This is a genomic window from Bacterioplanoides sp., assembly GCF_965226395.1.
Taxonomy (GTDB): domain Bacteria; phylum Pseudomonadota; class Gammaproteobacteria; order Pseudomonadales; family Oceanobacteraceae; genus Bacterioplanoides.
The window spans coordinates 179,932-200,876 of record NZ_OZ245358.1; the positions used below are offsets into that span (position 1 = coordinate 179,932).

Genomic DNA, 20,945 nt, shown 5'->3' on the forward strand with positions numbered 1-20,945 from the left:
ATTATTAGGTTACAGCATGTAGCTTGTCAACATCATTCTGTCAAAAAAACAGATAGAAAAACTGAACTCTCTGAGTATAATCCGGTCAATTGTCAGGCATTCATCACAGGGAAGTAACCGTCGTGTCATTACGTAACAAATCAGTGCGCTTTTTATTAGTCTTTTTGACAGCACTAATCACAGCCTGTGGCGGTAGCAGTGGTTCAGGTGGCGCAACAAACGATCCATCCATCATCGGTTCTTCCAACGGTGAAATTACCGAAGGAAACGACAAATCACAAAACCTCAGCCTTCCCTTTACTGCTCCAATTACTGGAACAATTCTTTATCAAACTTACGACTTAAGCGCTGTTGAAAAAAGTGACTTTGTCCCTCTGTCGGGTGAGCTTCAAGTTGTCTCAGGCCAGCAATATGCGATTCTCGTAGAAGTATTGGGTGATGCTCAGGTTGAAGGCAATGAACAGCTGGGTGTTCTGCTCTCTGACACCAACAACCAACAATTACTACGCCTGACAGGCACAATCATTAATGATGACTTTCCTGACTTCCAAATCAATGATACTGAAATTACAGAGATTGACTCAGGCAGATCATCAATGCAGTTTAATGTCACCCTGGCAGAGTCTACGATTGACGATTACACCCTGAGCATTGCCACACTTGAAGAGACAGGAATCGGCTTTGCCAAAGCTGATGAGGATTATATACCTGTTAACCAGTCACTTACGTTTTCACGCAACCAGCTTAATAAGACCATTTCTGTTGAAGTCATTGGTGACTCACTCATTGAGCCTAATGAAACGCTAAAAATTTCTGTTTCCCACACTTCAGGTAAACAAACAGAAGCGATTGGTCTGATTCGCACAGACGACACACCGGGGTCAGACGAAGCACCGCTGTTTATCGTCAACAATGGAGACGCCAAAACACTGGCGGAAGCGAACAACAGTAATGTTTCGTCGCCAGATGCCTCGCCCGATAGTGGCGTCACCCGCTATGTTTTACCGTTCTCAATTGACCCACTCTATCAGGGTACGTTTACTCAGCCATTCCAGTTGTCTTACTCACTTAGAATGGCTGCTGATAACCGAGTAACTGATACGATCAGCTTAGCTAACCTCAACGACTTCAACAGCACTCCATTTAACGTACAAATCGTACCAGGCACTTTGGAATATCAGGCAACCATTGAAATCATCGATGATCGCGAACTGGAAGGCACTGAAGTACTCGAGTTCGTATTACAGAATGACCAGGGAGCAGAGTTTGGCACAGCGACCCTTTTTATTCGTGATAACGAATCACCCAGCTTCAAAATCAATAGTGATCTGGCGATTAACGAAGATACAAATCCTAGTCCGGGCAATCCGGACAGCACTCCGATCAACCGCTTGGTTTTTTGGGAAGGCAACAATAATTCAGATACAGACTCCCACCGATTGCTGCTGAGTTACGCTCAAGGCACCACAGGAGAGGATACCGAGTATGCTTACACTTTGTCGTACAAAGACAGCGCTTCTGCAGACGACTTCAGCACCATTTTATCAACCTCCAGTAAGATTATTACCAGCGGACGGGTCAACATCAGCTCAAACAGCGACACTGAAATTACCCTACCGATCCTCCCTGATACCAACGTTGAAGGTAATGAGATCTTCTTTTTACAGATGTACGATAAATTTGATAACGAACTGTATAACGAAGATGGCGAGCCTATTATTTTTGAAATTGTTATTGCCAATGACGACCTACCAACTATTACCTGGCTTGAACAAGGAGCCTCTTCGTCATTTACCCCCCTTAACAATATTGATTTAGCCGAAAATAGTGGAACGAAAACCTTATTCCTGGGTTTCGCGGATATCGACGAAAGCACCCTTCAAGACTTCAATGTGTCGGTTATCCCAAGTGATACCAACACTCCCGGTTGCTCATGGGCCACGACCAGCAATCTGACGACTAATGAATATTCTTTGTCACATAACAACAGATTTGAACAAGCACAACAACGGCTGGCCATCAACCTGAGTTTTACTGACGACTCCTTTGTTGAGTGTGATGAATCAGTACGCCTGACAGCAAACCTGACTTCTCAATATGGTGAAATTCCGAACAACAACACAAACAATAACAGCGCCGGGCAAGCCACTCTGGACCTGAAGCTGATCAACGACGACAACGCCAGGGTCACTGTCGCAGGCTTTAACACCAGTGAAGATGGCGATCATCAGTTTGATTTGAATTTGAATGCACCAATCAATGCCAACTTACGTTACAAGCTTGTTCACGCTGGTACCAGTGATGCCGACTTTGATAACTCAACTCCTGCCCCTATCACCAATGATGGGAGCAGTGATTGGACCATCATTAACCTGACCAGTATTAACAACACCCCTCCTTCAGCAGCCATTGCCCTGCCGGTTTTGGATGACGCCCTGACTGAATTACATGAAAATATTGAATTACAGATTCAATTTACTGATGTGCCGGATAATTTTCCGATCTCTTTATGCCACCAGGGAATTAACTGTGACGATACTCCAACGGGCGACAGCACCCTGAAAGCTACTGGAACGATCCGAAATAACGACCGCTTTATGATTAATCTGGCTGCCAATGTGTTATTGACTGATGATCAAAGCACTATCAAAGGTCTTGAGTCTGAGCTGGCAAGCAAACCTATCTTAAATTTCGTCACTCAGGGCGCTTTAGCTGCTGACTTTCCACAAGTAACGGTTTCTGCCGCAGTGACCTGCCCAGATAATGAAGATACAAATAACTGTAATGATGTTCGCTCTTTATCACAGCCAGTATGGCAATCAGGAAATCTTACTGCGCAACTGCCCGTTTTTAACAATGACGAGTTGATTGAGCCAGATGAAAATGGAGAACTGAAATTAACGTTATCGCTAGGTGATCTTTTTAACGGCAATACCAGTGACTTTATTGGTGGCATTTTGTCAGGCGGCACGCATGGAATTCTCTACACCATTGAAAATGATGATACGCTTAAACCAGAAATTGTACTAAACCGCACTGAGAGCGATGATAATCAAGAGAGTACAGCCACTTTAACCCTAACGTTAGATAAGGCCATTGCCAGCAATGTAACGGATTTTAAACTAAAAATTGAGGACAGTTGTAACAACTGTGGCAACAATAAAGGTCAGGATTATTCTTTCCCAACTTCTGGGCAGGCCATCGATTTATCGGGTGTCACTGCCAATCAGGATATTACCCTGACCATCAGACAAGATAATGTCATTGAACCCAATGAAGAGATTACACTCACATTGTCTGCACTTGATGAAGCCAGCGGCCGCTACCTGAGCAATACCATCTCAGATACCAGCGATATTCAATCACTCAAATACACAATCAGAAATAATGACTTCCTCAACCCATCACTTGCGTTTACCAATGGTAATCGCTCGGCTGAAGATACCGGTGAAGGCAATGGCAATACCAATGCTCAACTTGCGTTGAATATTGGCGGTCAGATCGGTGACAACCTGAATAGCAGCGGTTTGAGCTTTACCTTAACAGCCGATTGTGACACTTGTGGCAGCAATAAAAACAGTGACTTTACCAGTGGTTTAACCCTGAATAACGACAACCGTTTAGCGATTCCATTAAACAGCAACACGACAAACAGCACTTATAATTTAACCATCATCAACGATAACATCATCGAACCAGATGAAGTGGTTACATACACCCTCTCCTACACAGGAGATCCAGGCTTTTTAGAACAAAGCAAAAGAAACAACCTTGCAAATATTGGCAACACGACATTCACTATTGTCAATAACGATACTCTTGAGCCTGAAATTTATTTTACAGATACAGATAATCAACGCATAACAGCAGCAAGTGAATCTGCAAACCGCCAGCAACTGGTTGTTGATCCGGGTAAGCCGGTGGGTAGCAATATTACCGACCTAAGCCTGAACATAGCCGCAAGCTGTGATATGAGGAGCCAAAAGTGCGCAAAAATATCGGATGACTATACAACCGATATTGCCTCCTCATGGAACTTAACAGGCACAAGTGGTGCAGCACGTTCTTTTAATATCAACATTAAAGCGGAAGCATTAGTCGAACCCAATGAAGCGATAGCCTACACTCTGTCATCACCCAGTGACGCTTCCTATTTTGCGGACTCAGCTGATCGCACCCGCCTCAGCGCTGCTACCTATACCATCAACAATGATGACACACTCCAGCCAACCATCAGTTTCGCAAGTGCCAGTGGCAGCGAAGCCGAAATCACATTACCCAATGGAAACAAATCACCCGCAACTGCACAACTCACCCTTAACCTGGGCGGTGAAGTTGCTGACAATGTTGATGACCTGAAAGTGAAAATTACCAGTGATTGCAGTGGCTGCACCACCAATGGCATTACCGATTACACCGATACGATTCCAGCGATTATTGACCTGGCTGGTCGAAGCACTCTTGCGCCTTACATCATCACTATCAACGATGATGATTGGGTAGAACCTAACGAAGAGGTTGTTTACACCCTGGCTCTGACAGACGATAGTGAAGAAAACTATTTAACCAATCGTAGTCTGAGTGATACAGCTAACTACACGATTAATAATGATGATTTTTTAACGCCAGCGATAACTCTGAATAACAATCGCAGCAATGATGATGTAGAAGTTGCCTCGTCCGTCACCCTTCAGTTAGACAAAAACATCGCTAACAATGCCACAGATCTGAAGTTGAGCCTCACAGATAACTGTAACGATTGTGGCACCAAAGAAGACTATTCTTTTCCGGCAGCTCAAGCCATTGATTTAGCTGGCATCACAACTGATCAGACTTTTACACTGACGATCACACAGGATAACCGGGTTGAACCTGACGAAATCATCACATTCACCTTATCAGCATTTGACGATGCCAGTGCGGCCTATCTGAGCAATACAATCACAGATACCAGCAATATAGGTAGTCAGCTCACTTACACCATTGAGAATAATGATTTCCTTAATCCGGCATTAAGTTTTAACCGCACTGAAGCGAATGAAGGTGCTGACAGCACCTCAAATACCGCGACATTAACTCTCGATCTGAACGCAGAAATCGGAGACAACATCGATGACCAAATTACCTTGTCTCTCACCGCCGATTGCGTGGATTGCGGTAACAATAAAGGGACGGACTTTGCCAGCGGCCTGACCGATACAAACGCTTCTATTACCCTTAAGAGCACAACCACAATTGACCCTTATACACTGACAGTACGTGGCGACGATATCGTTGAGCCGAATGAACAAATCACCTATACATTGGCTTATAGCGGTGACGATAAGTTCTTAGTTAGCAGCAAGCGCGCTGATAAAAGCCAAGTTGCCAGCGCTGACTTTACCATTACAAATGACGATACAATCAGCCCTTCATTAAGCTTTATAAATGATAAAGGAGCAGAGAATTCTTCTGGCATAGCGACTCTGAAATTAACCCTTGGAGGAACGGTTGCCGATAATGCCAAAGATTTAGCACTACAAATTAAGGGGACCTGTACAAATTGTGGCAACAATAAAGCCAACGATTACAACGACAGCGCAGTAAAAAGCTCAGTTCCGTTAGCCGGTGAATCCGGTAGTGATGAATTTAAAATTACCATTACAGAAGACTCCATTATTGAACCCAATGAAGTACTGAGCTACACCCTGTCATCAACCAGTGATGCTTCTTACTTTGCTGACTCAGCTGATCGAGATGACCTCAGCAGCGCCGACTACACCATTGAGAACGATGACTTTTTAGATCCAACCTTGTCTTTGGCAAAAAATGCTGGCAACGAAGGCGCTGATAATGCCGATACCACAACAGCACTCACTCTGAATATGGGTGGCCAACTCGGAGACAACCTGAATAAGCTTAGCCTTGGCTTATCTCTCACCGCGACTTGTAGTGGCTGTGGTAACAATATCGCGGGTGATTTTACCAGTGGCCTGGGAAGCACCAATCAGTCTCAAATCACCTTAACGAATCTAACAAATTCAGCGCCGGATAGTACGACGCCTTATACCCTGACGGTTCACGGTGATAATACCGTTGAACCAGACGAAGTGATTACTTATGCACTGACTTACACCGGCGCTCAGGATTATTTAAAAGACAGCAAACGTAATCCCCTCCTCAACAGTGTTGTGATCGATTCGCAGAGTTACACCATCACCAATGACGATGTAATTGATAATCTCGAACTCAAGCTGTCGGCAACATCGAGGGCAGAGACAGCAGCGGCATCTGCCACGATGGAGCTCACGTCCACGAACGATATTGCAGAGAATATCAAGGATCTTACATTTACCGTCTCTGAACGCTGTGAGGCTTATATTGGCGACACCAGCATCTCTGATAAAGGTTGTGGTGATAATAATACAACACGTAACGCTGCTACCGTGTATAGCTACAGTCAGCTAACTGCACCTGTACTGCTGGAAATTGAAAACGACCCGGTTGTTGAGCCTGATGAAACCATTACTTATACCCTGGCGGCAGCTTCAGATTCAGACGGATACCTTAAACCTGGCATTGCCTTTACCGAACAAACCTATGAAATTCAGGATGACGATCAAACAACCATTACCCTTGGTTTTAAGGCTTCTGGGTTCAAAACTAGCGAGTCTGAAGAAGAAGCGGATAAAGAGCTTGATGTCATATTGACGTCATCCCGTGCCATCGCCAGTAATGTACAGGATTTATCGTTTACCTTATCAGCCAACTGCCCCGGTTGCTTTACTAACAACCAGTCGGACTTTGATGATGGTATTTCCGGCAGTGGACTCTTTCCGGTTTCTGGCTTATCACTTCCGGATTCAGGGGATGCGGAAAAGAATCTGGTCAAACTGAAGATTGAGAACGACAACCTGGTTGAACCCGACGAAACCATTACCTACACCCTCGCGGTTAATAAGAATAATGGTTACCTGGCTAACCCGGCTAACAAAACAGCAACCTATACCATTGTAAATAATGACCAACTTGATATCACTGTAACCTCATCAGCTGCCAGTATTTCAGAAGGTAATGACATGAGTTACAACTTAAGTTGGGATAAAAGTCTGGCAGCTAATAACTTATCGGCTGTCTACTTTCATCAAACAACCACAGACATCAACGATGATCTTCTGAATGAAACAGGCGTTACCGCTACTGCTGTTACTCTGTCGTCAAATGATGATGTTGACCTGCCTGCCATCACGGCAAGAGATGATCAAGTTATTGAACTGGACGAAGCTTACATATCGACCTTCTCAGCGTTATTAGGAAGCACAGATTCATCGGAGGTTGCCAACTTTATTAACCTGGACAACAATTCAGATAATAAAGCTGACAGAACTCTGACGATTCAAAATGATGATTTCTTTGACGTTACACTTCCAAACAGTATCGTTGAAGGTGATAAATTAACCGTTAAATTAAGCGTTCCAAACGGCTACACATATCAATTTGATGGTGACAGTGATCTGGAATTCGAAGCTATTGCCAGCTTTGATGTGTGTGAAAACCAGAGCATTAGTGACTGTTATTTAGCTGATAACGAAAAAGCGACAGCTACTGACTTTGTCAGCTCAGAAACCTCGAAATTTCAAGTGATAGCCAAATCTACTTCGTTGACGTCTGATATTACATTTGAGTTTAACACTCAGGAAAACACCATTCAGTCACCCAATAAATGGTTTAACTTAGAGATCATAGATGATGCATCAGGTTATCGTTTACCTGTTTCTGTACGTGGCAAACAGGCAATCGTCATCATTAACGATGAAGTGCAAAGCATCGTTGATACTGGCATTGAAGAGTGTATTGCCAAAGATGGTGACGGAAACTACACAATTGACAGTGAAAACTGTGCCAACACTACAGCAACTCCCGAAAAAGCCATCAACAGCAACCAGGAGGCTGAGTTAAACTACCCGATAGCACACTACACATTTGTTGATGTGAACGGTGTGCCAATACCACGTCAAGCTGACAGCGATAACAACCCTCAGGCACCCGATAACTATCGCTGTGTGCAAGATAACTACACCGGGTATTTGTGGTTAACCGATAACTCTAACGATACCGATACATCATCTGCACCAAGCACTCTGCCATCAACAAGCGATCCGGCAGCAGCAGTGTTAACTGACTACAACAACGAATGTGGCCAAACAGGCTGGGGCGTTCCTACTCTGCATCAGCTATTCAGTGTCTTGGATTTTAGTAAGCTGAATTCACAGTCAGAAATTTTCAGGGGTAGCGAAACTGAGTTTTGGACAAAGAGTGTATGTGGAACTAGAGATGACATCGACTCAAATCAATCGTTTACCAGTTACTGGGTATTAAATATTTTAAATGGAACTACCAGCTGTAAAGAACAAGGTGAAAATCACAGTATTTTACCGATTTACCAGTAATACTAGCTACCAGTAATACTAGCTACCAGTGATATTCAGCAGAATTATATTTAAGGATTATTTTATGAACCACGGATCATTCCAAAAAGTAACACTAGCTCTATTACTTTCAGGCCTAATGGCCTGCGGTGGTGGAGGTGGAGGTGGTTCTTCACAACCAGAAACGCCAGCTAACCCTCAGCCACAACCTGAGCCACAGCCGCAACCCGAACCTCAAAAACCAGCAACGGCGGCAGAACTAACTTTAGCCGTTGAACCAATTAAGCAGTTTAAATTTAGCTGGAATGACGTGAATGATGCGACCCACTATAAATTAATGGAAAATCTAGATGGCCAGTCTGGTTTTACTCAATTGGGTAACGATATTCCCCAAGGCACACAAGCGAATACCCAGGAAGTGGCATTATTCTTACGCACCAATGCTCAATATCTATTACAAAGCTGCAATACTGTGGGTTGTGTTGACTCGGCAACAGTTGCACCGAACTTGACTGATATTAATAACGCTATCGGTTATTTTAAAGCCAGCAATGCTGAAACGGGTGATGGTGATGTTGATGCAGCCGAACGAATTAATACCTACAAGCCTGCTTTTAATGCCAATGCGACTCGTATGGCTTATGGGGTTGTTTATGAAGACGGCGACAATAATTCTGTACTAGATTCTGGCGCGGTCTATGTCTTTGATAAAAATGCACAAGGCGAATGGACGGAAACTGCTTATATTAAAGCACCAACTCCTATCGCCGAAGAATGGTTTGGTTCAGCAGTAGCCATCACAGGTGATGGCAATACCTTAGTGATTGGTGCCGCAGGTTCCGATACAGCTTATATATACACGTTTACCAATGGAGTCTGGGCAAATAGCGCAACACTAGCACCTGAAACCAAGGCAACTAGCTGGAAAGAATATTTTGGCTCCGTAGTTGATATCAGTGACGACGGCAGTACGGTTGCTGTTGGCGCCTATCGAGATCGTCGCAACCAAGATCGTTCAGATATTCAAGGCATTGGTGTAAATGCAGGGGCAGTTTATGTATATAGAAAAACTAACAATACATGGCCTGAACAAGCCTATCTGAAACCACAATATTTAGATCCTAATGACCGCTTTGGGTTAGCGTTGGATTTAACTCCCAGCGGTAACACTTTAGCCATTGGGGCATCTGGTGAAGACAGCTTATCCGGCATTAACGGCAACCAGAATAATAATGATGGGCTGAATTCTGACCCAACTGGCCCTATTGGCGCTGCTTTTATTTATCAACGAACTGGTATGACCTGGAATCAAACTGCCTATTTAAAAGCATCCAATATCGAAGCAACAAATGATGATGGGTTTGGTGAACAGGTAGCAATTAGTGATAATGGCAACATTATAGTCATTAGTGCATTTGGTGAAGACAGTAGTTCAACAACAATTAATTTAGGCCAAGACAACAATTCTCTTAAAGAAGCAGGAGCTGCTTATGTCTTTAGTAAATCCGGCGGCACATGGGAGCAACAAACATATATTAAGCCGACAAAAACACAGAAATCTGGGCTTTTTGGCAGCTCCGTTTCTATTAGTGGTAATGGTAATACCATCGCTATTTTAAGCAGGAAAGATAATAACTCGATTGGCGGTCTTTTTTCTGATACCACATCTGCAAATACAAACAGCAGCATTAATGACAGCTCCGTTTATATCCTTACCTACAATGGCTCTGAGTGGCAATACCAGTCCTATATTCGCCGCCCACATATTAATGCAGCTGATAATAGCGGACGCGTGACCTTAAGCCGTGATGGCAAAACCTTAGGCTTTGGCTCAACCGTTGATCCGAGTAATGCACGCAGCATTAACGGTGATCCAAATAACACTGATGCGCTGGATTCTGGTGCGGTGTTTATTTACTAAGCAATAACTAAGAAGAGAGTACAGGATGTTCAGGTTAGTAAATATATCTCGTTGGTATTTTATGTTGATATTAGCAGCTGGCAGTAGCCAGTCAGCTGCATTTCAATCAGCAGCGACTATCGACAGTTCTAATACAACAATAGCCTCAGGTATCACAGCAGCACCGGGGGCTCAACGAGATGAGCTAATTGATTGTCAGTCAACAAGTTACGACATCAATGATTTAAATCGTTTGTGCTATACCAGCAATGGCGGCGAAACTCTAATCTGGACACCTTTTTCATACTCGAACTTGGCAACACCAGTAAATGGCAGGATTAACGACAACGGTGCAACAATCGAGAATAGTAAGGCTATTACTTCTATATATGGCCGTGGCGGTGACGACTTTGCTTTTACTGAAGTAAGTTTTTCTGGGATATTAAGCGCCGAAGGCAATGTTCCAGCGCTACCTACCAGCATTACTCCAAGTACACGAGTCACCAGTCAACGCATTGGTTTAAATGGCTATCGCTTACCTACCATCAAAGAGCTGGTTACATTAATGGCCCCTAAGCTCGATGACATGAATCAGAATTATTTGCCAGAGAGCTGGCGGTTTTATAACGGCATAAAACCAACTACCCTTATCAGTAGCACTCCAGTAAAAGGTTCTACGGATAAAATTTATGCACTTAAACTTAACGATCCAACTGATGACAACACACAACCCAAAATATGGGAAGTAACTGAGCACGACTTAAACACATCGGCGCATACCGTTATGGTGTATCGAATTCCAGCGTCTTTTCAGGTTGCAGATTCAACCAAAACAAATTGCCTTTTCTATGAAAAAAGCGGAAACAACTATTTTGCCATTCGTGACGTATGCAGTGACTCCTCTACCAATAGAAACTGGAGTTATTCGCCGCATATTCGTTGCGTTTATCCAACTGAACTAAGTACAGATCACTGCTTATCAAATAATGGAGTTCTGAGCGGCCACAATCAACTTAGAGAACGTGAAATTGATACAAACATTGGCGGAAATAATATTCATGATGCTTGGACAATTGATGGGAATTTCTGGTATCACACTGCGGTTCAAAGTGAAGGGTTGTTGATCTGGTACTTAAATCAACATGAGTGGACTCAATCCTGTTTTGGCCCTCAAAAAGAAAGCAGCAATAGCCCTGCTAGTGCCCTCGATTCATGCACTGAGAGTGATTATGCTCAAAATCCTACAGGGATCAGTCGAATACACAATTTAGACTCCAGAATAATGCTGCTTCCCGCTATGAGCCAATAACTTTCAAGGACGAAAACCATGTCAGCACTCAAATTCTCATTTTCGACTCAGAGCACTGTGGGTAAATTCGACATTACCAGCTTTACTGGCAAGGAAGCTATTTCTGAGCTTTTCCACTTTGAAATTTCGCTCAGAGTACGGCACGAAGATGTTGATAGCATTGATTTCTCTAAAATCATTCAGGAAGACGCCTGGTTAATGGTAGAAGGCACGGTTAAAGGTGAGCCAATTTCGCATAAAATCACTGGCATGCTTGAACAGATTGACGAGGAATATCAGGTTTCCAAAGAGCACAAATATTACCGTGCGGTACTCCGCCCTTTAATTTCCCGTCATACACAGAATCGATCGTATGATATTTACACTCAAATGAATGTTAGGCAGATTCTGCAAGAGGAGTTAGACAAAGACCTGGAAGTAAAAAGCGTACTGGCAATTAAAGAAGATGCCAGCTATCCGGTTAAGGAGTTTGTATGCCAGTATGCCGAATCCAACTTTGATTTTGTATCACGGCTCGCTGCGCATTGGGGCATTTATTTTTATTTCGATCACGCCAATAACAGTCTTGTTTTTGCTGATGATGCTTATTGTGAACAGTGCCCTATTCCCAAAGCGTATATCGACATCAGCAATAACCCGAGCATGAATACGGATACGATTCGTACGTTTCGTAAGTCCTTTCAACCGATTCCTCCAGGCGTAATTGTCACAGAAGTCAACCCAGATCAGGCTAGCGAACACTTTGGGGGCACTGCAGGTGATACCAATGAGAAAACCTGTGTTCATCTCGTGAATGAAGGTTGTGATTCTCAAGACGAAGCTGATTTTATTGCAACAATTCGGTTACAGCGCTATCAAACTCAAGCCGTTTATTATCATGGTACTTCGGGAATTCCCTGCTTAGCACCGGGCTTTTTTCTAACGGTATATAACTCTCATAATGATACAGAAGAAGAAGTTCTGATTACCGAGGTCATCCATTCTGCTAAGAATCTTTATGACCAGGCTGCGGGTGAGAGTGGTGAGGCTGTTTTTTATGAAGCAACGTTTAAAGGCATTCCATCGGATGTTGTTTTCCGACCGAAAATCAAACCGAACGCCAAGCCTCGGGCCATTTCAACCACTGCCCGTGTTGCTTCAGAAACCGATGATCAAGCACTGGCCCATCGCAATCAGCTAGGCAAATACAAGGTTATATTCGACTTCCTGAAGGACGAAAAAAAGCTCTCCCACTGGATACGTTTAGCGCGCCCTACCGCTCATACTAACCATATGGAGATGCCGCTAACCCCTAATACTGAGGTTCAGATTGCCTTTGTTGATGGCAACCCAGATCGTCCATTTATTCAAAGTGCGCTGGAAAATTCTCAATCACTACGTCATCCAGTGACTAATGAAAACCCTCACCATGCCTCTATTCGTACCGACGGCCTTTTGTATACCGAAGCGTTAAAGTCTCGAAAAGAGCTGCATATTGCTGGTAATTATGATCAGGATGAGGTGCTGGACACAATTCAGAATTTACGCCTTGAAATATTAAAACCGAATGGTGAAACAACCAATGAGGAAGTTGATCTAATTGCAGGCGATCATCATATTACCGAACATTACGGTGATCGTTATATTCGCGCTTATGGTGCTGATTTTGTTTATGGTGTAAATGCACTATTCCGATACTGCCCTCGTTATGAGGAAAACCATACAATTCATCGCTCAACAGGCGCTTACAAGAATGATTATGATCTGAGTGGCAAGCTTTATAAAATTGATGATGCTGGTGAGTACAACCCATTTGATGTAGATCTCAGAAAAGAGCGAAAAGGTGGCCTTATTCGTAAAGACTTTGGGAATAAGTACGATTATCACAGCGGCATAGCTTCGACCTGGGCTCAGGGTGTTGATATGAAGGGCATCCATAAGACCTTTAACTATGGTGGCCGCTATGTTGAGAACAATGCAACGTTAGAAGCCGAGCCTCAGGGTTATACGAAAGAAAAACTCGATGAGGCTAAGCCAGGCTCACAACTCCCTGCTGTATGGGGCAATGAAGCTCTCGTCACTCAAAACTTTGGTGATACTTATGAACATATCGAAGGTAAGCATGTAGTAGGTCATAAGGGTGAATATACGTTCCAGCGTGATGGCGCAACAACTGAAACGATTACTGGAGATATAACCAGAACAATTACCGGGAATATTACTGAGGATATTAATGGCGATATTTCAAAAACATTAATCGCTTCAAAAGAAGATATTACCAAGACCCTCTCTGGTGATTCCACAAAGACTACAACATCGTCAGGAAGCCACACAGAAAACACAAGCACTGCCGGTGAAAAAACACTAATCGACATGGCAAAAGCACGGGTAAATACTTTTATTGGCCAAGTATCTGAAATTAATACCGACCCAGAAAGCAGCACATCAGTAGGATTTGTGACAGAAACTTTTGCAGGGGGAAAGGTATCTAACTTTATTGGTGCAACAATGGATCTGAAGTTAGCCGCAACTGTTAACATTGAAAAAACAATGAAAATATATGACAGCAATACAGATACAGAAAAATCGGTAACAAGAATAGTAAATGTAAACAACAACATCGTTAAAAACAACATTAACATTGTTAAAGCTAAAATCACGATAATTGGTTAATTATGTTCTATTTCAACTCAAGCAACTTATTTGTAACTGCAACCATTGCACTGCCGGCAGTATTAATAGTGGGAACTTCAGTAAAAAACACACTAGAAACCGGAGAAATCCCAAGCTTAATGGGAATTATTTTTTCAGTATTCTTAACCTACCTATGGGCATACAACATATACAAAAATCACTTGGAAAATGAAAAAAGAAAAAGGTGCAAGGAAAAAATAATCGGCATTGTAACAAGTATGAGAGATTCAAAGCTTGCTCAAAATGAAAGAAGATTTCTTAATATCCATGTTCAATACCTTTCTCATGAAAAAGAAATATTATACGTCCCACCAGATTTCAAGTATCACTCCCCTCCTGGCAGTCCAATTCCTTTAAAGTACAATCCAAACAATCCAGAAGAAGTTGTTATTGATTACGAGGCAATTAAACAAGGCGATTGGGATGATAGTCCGACACAAACAGGAAATACCCAAAATCAGTTTGGTTCTAATGACATCAACAGCATCATTCAAACGGCCTTAGCCGGTGGCTCTGTTCAGCCAGGAAAGCATGGTAATGTAAATGTCGTCGTTCAGGATTCTGAACCTACGATTATCAAAGCATCTGATATTAATGCATCAGATAACCCAGAGTTAGCCAGCATTATTGAGCAGCTAAAGCAAACGGCTACGACTCAAAAACCTACTTCAGCCGCCAAACCACAAGAAAACAGCACATCGATGATAAAAATTACCGATATCAGTCCACAGTTCTTCCGTGGCGCTAATATCTATGAAATATCTGGAGAGGTGTTTAATTCAGATCTTAATGGCAAACGTCTAACTTTTAGTCAGACTCTAACCACTGAGCAAGCGGCTGATGTTTTCCCAGGACGTATGCTACCCTGTAACGTTTCTGGTAAGCCTTATGACTTGCAAGCCACTTTAGTCTTTTAATGAGCAACTGACTCTACATGGAACGTCTCTAGCCACGTGATATACACATCAAGTGCATGAGATATATGCCCACTCTTTTGAACATCGATGGATCAAATCAGGTTTTACACTGACGATCAAATGAGATGACAAGAGTAAATACGACAAAAATCTGCCTACCTATGAGTAGTTGATGATACCAGTGCGATCTATCTGAAAACTACACCGAGGATGAAAAGCGATTAACTCAGGTTGAATCTGCCAGGCATCGATTTAAAACCAACGACTATTAGGTTGTATTTGAACGACGGTATCTAACTACTACAAATTACTCAGCATTGAAAATACCAGCATATAGATTTGAAAAAGCTCAGAAACTATATGCTGGTATGCTTTAAAACCGGTTTAAGGATTTCCTAACCGCCAGCCATTACGATCATGATAGATTCGTGGAGTACTATTTTCTTCTTGTTCTGATTCATCCGTATACCAATCGGGACTGTATATATCAAACGTTTCATCTGCTGATGTCAGTTCATATATGGGAGTCTTAATTTGATTAGTTGCGTCAGCATTAGCCGTCGAGGCTAACAAATTCAAATCATTTTCTATAGCATCAAGGTTAGTTTTCGAGTTATCCAGGTTAGCAATATATATATCGTCACCTGATACTGCATTAATACTCCCTTCTGATCCTGCCGAAATCACTAACGGCGATTCAACTCCCTGACCAATACCACCGCCAGCATTAAGAGTCACATCAGATGAGAGAATGTTAACTGATGTATCAACATTTGATTCATAATCATCAATTGCATTGGTGATATTCAAGGCAGAATCAACATTAACTTTTTGCGAAGCATTTAATACTCCAAGAGCCACGCTGCCTGTTTCTGACGTTAGAGAAATATCTCCCAACTCCGTTCTGGTACTGGCAGAAGAAGACATAGCTAAATCACCAGAAGATGAGATGTTGACATCACCACCACTGCTGAAAATTGAACCATTTTGCCGAAATGCAGTTGTATCAATACGAATACCGCCTGCTGCCTGAATGTCATTATTCAGGGTATATCCATCTCCAGCAATGTTAAGAGTAATATCCTGAAGTGCTGTATTTTGTCCTATTGCTCCAGATGAAAACTCATTACTGAATACCGTCAGATTAAATGTGCCATCAACACTGGCATTGCCAAAATCCAGCCTATCCAGAAAGGCCTCTGAACTTCCGAAAGCAATATCATTAAACAGCACGATTGCTGAAGCGCTGCTAAAGTCAAATCGATTAGCAGTTGAGACTACATTATCGTGCAGGTTAATTGTCCCCGCCGTAGTAACGACAATATCTTTCAAAGCAACTTCTTCACCGATACTTCCCAAGCTAATATCTCCACTTCCGCTATTTAACGTTAGTGTTTTCTCACCATTAATGGTCAACCCGGTTAAGTTAATTAACCCATTAGCTGAGCTGGTATTAATTGTCAAATCGTTGGCAAGTGTTGTAGTCATACTCCCCAGAATACTAAACCCACCACGCCCAGAAATTACAGGAGAACTTATAATATTAAGCTCTCCATTACCGTTTAATGAAAATGAAGAAAATCCATTTGTAATACCTATATTCTGAAGATCAAAATCATTATCACCAATATTAATCTGTAAAGAATTGCTTCCATCAACACTATCGATTTGACCGAAAACAAGATCTCCGGTGAGGATGGAATCAGACTGAAGTACAGCATTAGTAGTAGTGCCTAGATTCAGCCCATTCTCTATCGCTGTATTGGTAATCAAATTACCATCAACCAGAAGATTATCTGCAATAACAGTTAAAGAGTTTGCTGTTATATTTCCAGTCTTAACATCTCCTCCTGTTGCTTGCAGGGTTAATCCTGCCGAGCTGGTAAAATCATTAGGTGTCAGCGTTATACTGGCCGAGTCCAGAGTAATATCGGCAGAAGATTCAATATCAGAGACAGCAGCAAAGTTAATTTCCTCCGTTGCCGAAATATTCCCATTAAGGTTGAGTGTTCCTGCAAAGTTTTCAACGGTTAACGCTTTCAGGTTACTTGCTGCTTGTATATAAACATCACCTTCCAGTGCATCAATCAAAAGACTATTACTATTACCATCAATACCAGCATCCAGCCGGATATCACCTGTGCTGATATCTTCAATTTCAATGCTATTGTCCGCTACAGTATCTGCTATTTTGATCTCTCCCCCTGATTTTAAGCTTATATCAACGCCTTCACCAAAAGTCTGGATATCATCGTATAAAATAACTGAGCTAATATCATCGACAGTTAGTTTTAACAAACTATTTACTCGCCCCAATGACAACTCCAGATTGTCGTCTGCCTCCTGATTATTAACCGTCATTCGGTATAAACCCTGACCACGAATCAAGGCATCCTGAAAATCGATAGAAGATGACCCGTTAATGATTAAGTCACTGTTCAAAGTCATCCTTTGCACGGATGCATTGTCATCATTCTGAAAAACGAGGCTATTAGCAGTTAGCGATAAAGGAGAATCTGTTCGTTGGTTAACCGTCAAGGTATTGGAATTAAGAACTAAATTAGCATTAGCGCCAAGGTTAATATCTGACTCAAGACGAATAAGCGGTGATTTCAGAGTTAAAGTTGAGGAGTTTCCACCGCTGTATGTCAATATATCTAATAAGGCAATTGTTAAATCCGCCTCAATCAGCAGGTTGGAAGTCTCTAACATATTCACAATATAAGTAGTAGATATGTAACTTGCTGATTCATCTCCACTGCCTGAAGCATTGATGATGATATTATCTGGGTCTATTAACCAGGTTCCCCAGGTTCCATTACCGGCAGTTGTATCAACAGACCCAGGTAAATGAATCAGGTTTTCAGCAGAAGTATCAACAAAGCCTCCATTTCCAGCAGAATCTCCGCCTCTGGCACTGATATCTCCGGATGCAGACAAAGAATCAGCAGCGATCAAATGAATCACGCCACCATTACCATCTTGCCCGGCATTTGCCGAAAGATTACCTTGCTGAATAATTGATCCATTTTCAGCTAAAATTTCAATAGAACCGGCGTTACCGTTTTGTCCCGCTGCAATTGAAACATCGATAATTCCTGTACTATTAATAGCTGCCTGTAAAGTCTGATCAATTGCATCAGAACTTAAAAGAACCTGCCCTCCTTCAGTACGAATTTCTCCCTCATGGGATATACCAACGGCTCCGATAGATTCCAGGTTCTCAATATCAAAGCCAACGCCTGAAAAGCCCGGTAAATAGAGTGTTCCGGAATTATCATTTGTTAGAACCATACTATCGCCTGCTGATATTAGCTCCCCGGTATTATTAATGGATGGGGCAAAGAAGCCTATGTATCCATTTGAATGGATAGCCCCGTTATTTTCGATGCTTCCAGTACCTGGATTGGATAAGTTTATTCTCCCGGTTTGTGCATCAAAGCTGTCAATCTGTGATGTCGTAGCTAATAAAGCACCAACATTAACACGACTGCCTGCACCAAAAATAAACCCATTAGGATTGCTTAAAAAAACCTGACCATTCGAATTAATCTGTCCTAAAATAGTAGAAGGGTTCTGATCAAGAATATTATTTAAGGTAACTGAATCAGAGCCTGGCTGAATAAAGTTAACGGTTTCATTGGCGTTAACATTAAAGGAATCCCATTGAATCTGGCCGTACGCCGATGCCTGGTTAATTGTTGCTATAGAACCGTTATTATTTATTGTGATACTACCCTGCTGCACTTGGCCATTTGAAGGTAATGCAAGCACAAGTTGAGGGAGTCCTGACAAGCTGACACTTAGTAACGTCGTTAAAACTTTCTTACCTGGTATTAATACACGCATCATCAAAACTTCCTTTGTAATGTGGTATAAAATTGAAAACTTGAGTCATCACCGGGTTCCGCTTCTGTCAATGGAATCCCCATCATTACACGAGCATTAAACTTTTTATCTTTTACGAATTCAGCAAACCATCCTGCTGCCATTAAATGCGCACTGGATTCTTCATTTGCCAGTGCCTCATTACGCCAGCCGATACCATAATCAAGGAAAACACCTGCTTTTAAATGATCAATTGGTAAAGACAGTGTCGAGCTGCTGTAGCCAAAATATTCAGCTTTCATGATTAATGCTGTATCAGCACTGTAGTCTCCTGACTGATAACCACGAACAGCGTAAGGCCCTCCAATTGGAGTTTGTTCGATTGGGGTCAGCATATCGGGTGTATAGATATATTGCATATCAACCAATAACTGATTGTTATCGAGGCTCTGTATACGATTCAGATTAATTACATACTTACTAAACCCTGCCGGTGCAAAATCACCTTTACCATTCGTTCGGCTATTCGGCTCATTGTCTCCCATGGCACCGAGAAAATCGCTGATTCCCTGATGATACTCAAACGACGCAAATGAGGTTGCCGGGTTGCCTGCCCAAAAACTGTCGCGAGCATTCCAATCCGTACGAATAACCAGCGTTGTTAGCTTATCTTCAGAAAGCGTATCGCCATTTTGTACTGTTTTAGCTGTTTTACTATTCAGGAAAAGGCCAGCTGTTGCCTGATATCTTTCATTAAGAACAAGATTGGTATTAGCACCTATAAAATAAACACTGGACTCACCGCTGATATCAAGCTTTTCCAACTCTTCTCCGATCGTATAAGTATTTTGTGTATAACCGGACTCAAAGATCAGACCTTTATTCAAAACCGGGGATAAAAAGCTAAACCATGAATCGTCTTCAGGAAGATTGAGCGTCAGAGGTAGACGGTATAAAAGATTACCGTATAAAGAGTTAGATGGACTGATGGTTGCAAAACCACCTAATTTGAGCTGGTCGGCATTACCAGTGATATTATTAATATACCCATTCGCTGCGAATCGGTACTTCCCGGTATATTCACTTCCGTAATTATCGAAACTAACAACGGCTCCCACACGTTCTTCTTCTGTTGTTGTAATATTAAGAACAGTACTTCCAGGCTGCTCCCCCGGAGAAAAGGTAGTTTTTGTTTGCAAGCCCGGATATTGCCCCAGTTGAGTCGTTGCAGTTCTGAGAGAAGTCAGCTCAACCGGTTGATCGATGAGCTTCTGGAATGGTTTAAGGATCGTTTCTTCATCATATAAACGATTGTTTTTTACTGTTATACCTTCAATCTGGCCTGCGGCATAACCCAGTACAACCGTTTGGTTTTTAATTGCCTGAGGAGAAATATAAACCCGGGATAGCAGCAACCCCTTGCTTCGGTAAAAGTTCGTCAACGTACGGGTAAGTTCATTGAATCTTGAAACGGTATAAATATTTTTATTACGCTTGAGATCCTCTTCGATAATTTTTTCAAGCTCTTGCTCACTATTTTTATCAGGAAGTGAGTTCTCAAGATTTTTCACATTAAATTTTTTGACAACTAAACGCGGCTCCCTGTCAAAGCGATTATCAAATTGCTCGTCCGGAACATCGGTTGCCTGTTGATAGGGGGTTTTCTGATAGCGAACCGATTCATTATCATTAAAGTAGCGCTTTGTTTTATCAGAATATGCGTCAAAACTGACAATCAACGCACATAAAACGAATAACTCATACCTGATCTTCATTTATCCTTCTCTGAATTGATGAGCTGGTTACTTCCCTCGAAGCACAAGGATGTTTGAACGATGGATTTACTGAAAAACAGAAACCTGCATCCATGCCCGGTATTATGAGGTCAGACTTGTGTAATACAGTGAGTT

The 20,945-nt window shown here is 42.3% G+C and carries 7 protein-coding genes; 5 read left to right on the plus strand and 2 right to left on the minus strand.

The genetic code is table 11. The annotated features are described in order from the left end of the window. The first annotated feature begins 122 nt into the window (after positions 1–122). The 5 genes from ACO05E_RS00830 to ACO05E_RS00850 all read left to right on the plus strand — a co-directional run bounded on the left by ACO05E_RS00830 (position 123) and on the right by ACO05E_RS00850 (position 15,207). Positions 123–8,429 carry a Calx-beta domain-containing protein gene (locus ACO05E_RS00830; protein ID WP_419811113.1) on the plus strand — a complete coding sequence of 2,769 codons (8,307 nt, stop codon included), beginning with the start codon at positions 123–125 and terminating at the stop codon, positions 8,427–8,429. 64 nt (positions 8,430–8,493) lie between these two features. After that, a complete protein-coding gene (locus ACO05E_RS00835) occupies positions 8,494–10,329 on the plus strand; it encodes a hypothetical protein (protein ID WP_419811114.1) in 1,836 nt (611 codons plus the stop codon). 61 nt (positions 10,330–10,390) lie between these two features. Beyond that, positions 10,391–11,617, plus strand: a complete 1,227-nt coding sequence (locus ACO05E_RS00840) for a hypothetical protein (protein ID WP_419811115.1) — start codon at positions 10,391–10,393, stop codon at positions 11,615–11,617. A gap of 18 nt (positions 11,618–11,635) precedes the next feature. Beyond that, positions 11,636–14,269: a type VI secretion system Vgr family protein gene (locus ACO05E_RS00845; protein ID WP_419811116.1), complete on the plus strand. Its 2,634-nt coding sequence runs from the start codon at positions 11,636–11,638 to the stop codon at positions 14,267–14,269. A gap of 2 nt (positions 14,270–14,271) precedes the next feature. Then, positions 14,272–15,207, plus strand: a complete 936-nt coding sequence (locus tag ACO05E_RS00850; protein ID WP_419811117.1) for a DUF3592 domain-containing protein — start codon at positions 14,272–14,274, stop codon at positions 15,205–15,207. Between the two features lie 384 nt (positions 15,208–15,591). Here ACO05E_RS00850 and ACO05E_RS00855 read toward each other — a convergent pair whose 3' ends face one another. Continuing rightward, positions 15,592–19,059: a beta strand repeat-containing protein gene (locus ACO05E_RS00855; protein ID WP_419811118.1), complete on the minus strand. Its 3,468-nt coding sequence runs from the start codon at positions 19,057–19,059 to the stop codon at positions 15,592–15,594. Further along, complete coding sequence (locus ACO05E_RS00860; RefSeq protein WP_419811119.1) at positions 19,059–20,810, minus strand: ShlB/FhaC/HecB family hemolysin secretion/activation protein; 1,752 nt, start codon at positions 20,808–20,810, stop codon at positions 19,059–19,061. Before ACO05E_RS00860 ends, ACO05E_RS00855 begins: the two co-directional genes overlap by 1 nt. Positions 20,811–20,945: the final 135 nt, after the last annotated feature.

Coding starts and splice junctions, on each gene's coding strand:
- ACO05E_RS00835 (WP_419811114.1), top strand. CDS start 8,494: ATGAACCACGGATCATTCCAAAAAGTAACACTAGCTCTATTACTTTCA.
- ACO05E_RS00840 (WP_419811115.1), top strand. CDS start 10,391: ATGTTGATATTAGCAGCTGGCAGTAGCCAGTCAGCTGCATTTCAATCA.
- ACO05E_RS00845 (WP_419811116.1), top strand. CDS start 11,636: ATGTCAGCACTCAAATTCTCATTTTCGACTCAGAGCACTGTGGGTAAA.
- ACO05E_RS00850 (WP_419811117.1), top strand. CDS start 14,272: ATGTTCTATTTCAACTCAAGCAACTTATTTGTAACTGCAACCATTGCA.
- ACO05E_RS00855 (WP_419811118.1), bottom strand. CDS start 19,059: ATGATGCGTGTATTAATACCAGGTAAGAAAGTTTTAACGACGTTACTA.
- ACO05E_RS00860 (WP_419811119.1), bottom strand. CDS start 20,810: ATGAAGATCAGGTATGAGTTATTCGTTTTATGTGCGTTGATTGTCAGT.